This is a genomic window from Methylobacterium sp. WL116 (genome assembly GCF_008039455.1).
In the GTDB taxonomy this organism is placed as follows: Bacteria; Pseudomonadota; Alphaproteobacteria; order Rhizobiales; family Beijerinckiaceae; genus Methylobacterium.
On the sequence record NZ_VRUV01000402.1, the window covers coordinates 1 to 4213 of the forward strand.

Annotated in this window: 5 protein-coding genes; 3 read left to right on the plus strand and 2 right to left on the minus strand. The window is 71.6% G+C overall.

Annotated features, from left to right (window positions below):
- Window positions 1-936, minus strand: a 936-nt coding sequence (locus FV223_RS21385; protein WP_281407458.1) for an MFS transporter, incomplete at its 3' end; no start/stop codon positions are given.
- Between the two features lie 190 nt (window positions 937-1126).
- On the opposite strand from FV223_RS21385, the gene FV223_RS21390 reads away from it, so the two are divergent.
- From FV223_RS21390 to FV223_RS21400, 3 genes are all read left to right on the plus strand, one after another.
- On the plus strand, window positions 1127-2152 hold the full coding sequence (locus FV223_RS21390) for a hypothetical protein (protein ID WP_147728887.1): 1026 nt from the start codon (window positions 1127-1129) through the stop codon (window positions 2150-2152).
- Between the two features lie 197 nt (window positions 2153-2349).
- Window positions 2350-3078 carry an AAA family ATPase gene (locus FV223_RS21395; protein ID WP_246689750.1) on the plus strand — a complete coding sequence of 243 codons (729 nt, stop codon included), beginning with the start codon at window positions 2350-2352 and terminating at the stop codon, window positions 3076-3078.
- A gap of 115 nt (window positions 3079-3193) precedes the next feature.
- Window positions 3194-3634 carry a DUF1489 domain-containing protein gene (locus FV223_RS21400; protein ID WP_147728889.1) on the plus strand — a complete coding sequence of 147 codons (441 nt, stop codon included), beginning with the start codon at window positions 3194-3196 and terminating at the stop codon, window positions 3632-3634.
- Between the two features lie 55 nt (window positions 3635-3689).
- Here the strand turns inward: FV223_RS21400 and FV223_RS21405 are convergent.
- Window positions 3690-4213: hypothetical protein (locus FV223_RS21405; protein ID WP_147728890.1), on the minus strand; the 524-nt coding region annotated here is incomplete at its 5' end.

Consider the following 4213-nt stretch of genomic DNA (forward strand, 5'->3'; position numbering starts at 1 on the left):
GGCGAAGGCGGAGACGGCGGCCATCGCCCCGAGCTGCGTCGCGCCGAAGGTCAGCCCGTGCAGGGCCTGGAGGCCGACGAGCGCGGGCAAGGTGTCGCCGAGGGCGTACATCCCTACCGCGCGAACCAGCGCCGCCCCGCCGCCGAGGGCGAGATAGCGGAACGGCGTGCGCCACGCGGCCGGCAGGCGGGCGACGCAGGCGAACAGCACGATCTCGGCGACGACCCCGACGCCCCAGAGCGCGCCGACCGTCGCGGTCGAGAAGCCGTGCGCGGTCCAGTGGATGCTGCCGAAGGCGTAGATCGCCGCGTGGCTCGCCTGGATCGCGGCGGCGGCGGCGACGCAGAGCTTGAGGCGCAGCGGCAGCCGTGGACGAAGCCCCTCCGCGTGCTCCGGCGCCGGCGCGGCGACCGAGCGGCTGGTGAACGCCACCGCGCTCGCGATCAGCGCCAGCCCGGTGAGCAGCAGCGGCACCGCGAGGGTTTCGCCCATCGCCGTGAGCAGCGCCCCGCCGGCGAGGTTGGCGATGAGGAACGCCACCGAGCCCGACATCCGGATCCGCGCGTAGTCGAGCCGCGGCTGCCGGCGGACGGCGGCGAGGGTAAGGTAGTCGATGCTCGGAACCAGCGGCGCGCCGGCGACCGCGTTGAGCAGCACGAGGAGCGCCAGCGCAGGCCAGCCGATCCCGGCGCCGGCCGGCATCAGGGCGTAGGTCGCCGCCAGGGCGAGGCTGCCCGTCAGTAGCAGCGCCCGGGCGCCGACGCCGCGATCGATCAGGCTCATCAGCGGTGCGGTGGCGACGATGCGCGTGGCGATCGGCAGGGCGAGCAGCAGCCCGATCACCGAGGCGTCGAGGCCGAGCGCGGCGAGCCAGACCGGCATGAACGGCATCGCGATGCCGATCTCGACGAAGACCACCGCGTAGAGGAGCGACAAGCGGAAACGGCTGGGCTCGAGAGTCGGGGACGCGGCCAAGGTCTCGGATCGATGCGGGGTGGATCGGGACGGGAGCGGCCACCGTAAGCCGCCGTTAAACCGATCCTGTCAAATTGCGCTCTTGCCAGAGTTGCGCCGGAGCCGGGTCTCGTCCCACCGCGCGAGGCTATCGCCTTCGAGGACGCGTATCATGTCCGGTTCCCACTCGCTGACGGCCTTCGAGCCGACCGAGTACGAGGCCATCGAGGCGACCATGAGCGGGAGCGCCCGCGGGCGCTGGTTCCTTGCGGAGTATGCCCGCCGCAACCGCAGCGCCGACACGACCGTGCTGCTCGACGCGATCGCGCGGCTCGAATCCGCGGTCACGGACGGGCACGGCCCGGACGCGGTCAGCCATTTCCGCGGCGACATCATGGAGATGGCGAGCGCGATCAGCCGGACCAAGGCCGAGATCGCGGCGATCACCGATCCCGATCACGACCAGACCCGGCTCGGCATCGCCTCGGAGGCGCTGGACGCGATCGTCCAGGCGACGGAGCGGGCGACCACCGACATCCTCACCGCCGCCGAGCAGGTTCAGGAAAGCGCGTGGTCGCTGCGCGAGCACGGCATCGACGAGGCGGCCTGCGACGCCCTCGACCGCTACGCGACGCAGATCTACACCGCCTGCTCGTTCCAGGACCTCACGGCGCAGCGCACGAGCCGGATCGTGCAGACCTTGCGCTATCTCGAGGAACGCCTGATCGCGATGATGGCGATCTGGGGCGATGCCGGCGCTCCGGTCCCGCCGGCGCCGGGCTACGCGACCTCGCGCCCGGCCCGCGAATCGCGGCCCGAGGACCTCGATCAGAGTGACGTCGACCGTTATCTGGGCATGGACGCGCCGGCGGTGATCGCCGCCGCGCATGCGGCTCTCCGGGCGATCGAACCCGGTGCGGTGCCGCTCCACGACGACATCGTGTTCCTGCCCTCGGCGCCCGAGCCCGAGCCGGAGCCCGAGTCGGCCGCGGAGGCGTCGGACGTCGAGGCCGAGCTGGATTGGGCCGACGATTTCGAGGCGCAGATCGCCTCCGAGGACGACGCCCTCGAGTTCCGGGCTGCCGACGCGGCACCCGCCGACATCAGCGCCGAATCGCATCCGCCCGCGGAACGTGCGCTCAGCTTCGCCGAGATCGATGCGCTCAGCGTCGAGGAGAAGCTGGCGCTGTTCTGCTAGGGCTCCGCCGAGCGAGCGCGAGACCGCCCTCCGATCCGGGACCGCGCCTGCGCCGGCGAACCACGGCGGGGCGACGCGTTCCCCGAAGCTCGGGATCGCGCCTCGCGCCGCTTGCGCCCCCGTGAGATCGCCGCCCCTATGGGCCAGAGGGGCGAAGCGACGGAGGCCAGGCGTTGCCGAGGTATCGGAACAAGTCGTTGCCGCCGCCGTACCTGAAGCGGGTCTGGCTGCCCGACGACGCGGTCTACGATCGCGACGCCTATCCCTACTGCCTTCCGCTGTTCCGGGAGGGCGGGTTCGAGCTCGCGTTCGATCGTCCGGTGACCATCATTGCCGGCGAGAACGGGGTCGGGAAATCCACCCTGCTGGAGGGCATCGCGGTCCTCGCCGGGTTCGATGAGAGCGGTGGCGGCGCGGGCTACCGCGCCGTCGACAACGCCCGGGCGGCCGAGACCAGCGGCGGCGACCTCGCGCGGGTGCTCCGGGCGAGCTGGCTGCCGAAGGTCGGTCGCGGCTGGTTCTTCCGGGCGGAGAGCTTCTTCTCCGTCGCCCGCTACCTCGACGAGGTCGGCAGCCCCAGCGCGGATTTCCTGTCCTACTCGCATGGCGAGGGCTTCATCCGGTTCTTCGAGGAACGCTGCGCCAAGCCCGGGATCTTCCTCTTCGACGAGCCCGAAGCGGCCCTGTCGCCGAACCGGCAATTCGACTTCCTCAGGCTCCTGAGGCGCATGGAGGCGGGCAACCAGACCCAGGTGCTGATCGTCACGCATTCGCCGATCATCATGGCCCATCCCGGCGCACGGCTGCTGCGGATGAGCCGGCACGGCCTCGAGCCCGTCGCCCTTCAGGACACCGAGCATTTCCGGATCCTGCGGCAGTTCGTGAGCGATCCCGAAGGCATGATCGAGGCGATGACCGACGCGTAGCAACGATCGCGCGGCCGGAACCTGTAGCCAGGACGAAGGGTCGCGCGTTCGCCGCAATGATCCGGCGTTACACCCTCCGCGCATCGCCCGGCGCCTGCGAGAGACCGACGACATCGTGGCCCTTCACCTGCTCAAGCTCTGCGTCGGCCCCGCCTCGATCGACGAGTTGGAGGCGCGTCAATCCCGGTTCCGCGACGAGGCGTTGCGGCTCGGTGCCGATCCGGCGCCGGTCCACACCACACGGATGGTCCCGAAGCGGCGGGCCGAGATCGCCGGGCACGGCTCGATCTACTGGGTGATCAAGGGCACGCTGAGCTGCCGCCAGGCGATCACCGCGATCGACCTCGTCACCGGCGACGACGGCATCGGCCGCTGCCGCCTCGTCCTCGATCCGGCGATCGTCGCGGTGACGCCGCGGCCGTGCCGACCGTTCCAGGGGTGGCGCTACCTGACCCAGCGCGATGCGCCGGGGGACCTCGGCATCGGCGCCGCCGCCGACCTCGCCGCCATGCCCGAGGCCCTGCGCCGCGAGCTGGTCGGTCTCGGGCTCCTGTGATCGGACAAACGAAGGGCGGCCCCGATGGAGCCGCCCTTCTCGCGTCCAGCAGACGTCAGGCGCCCTCGAACCGCCCGCTCGCATGGGCGAGCATCGTGTAGACCTTGCCGGTCTCGGAGGTCAGGTAGGCGTCGGCGCGGGCCGCGTCGCGGTCGTTGCGGGCCACGTCGCCGAGCAGGCGCTCGAACTCGCTGACGTAGCGGTCGACGGTGCGGCGGAACTCGGCGTCGGCACGGTAGCGGCGCTGCATCTCCAGGAAGGTCTGCTTGCCCTGCGGCGTGTAGATCTTGATGTCGAACAGGTTCGGCTCGCCGCGACGATAACGCTCCCACAGGTCGACCGCCGTGCGGTGGTCGATCATCCGCGCGATGTCGGCCGAGATCGTCTCCAGGGCGATCCGACCGGTCTCCACCGCGGCCTTCGACGTGCCCGGGGCAGGGACGGGGGGCTCGGCGACGCCGGCTTCGTCCTCGTCGTCGAGCGAGGCCCGCGTCAGCAGATCGGACAGCCAGCCGCGCTTGTCGCCGGATGCCGGGCCTGCCGTCGGGCGGACCGGGGACGCGGGACGCGCGGCCGGCG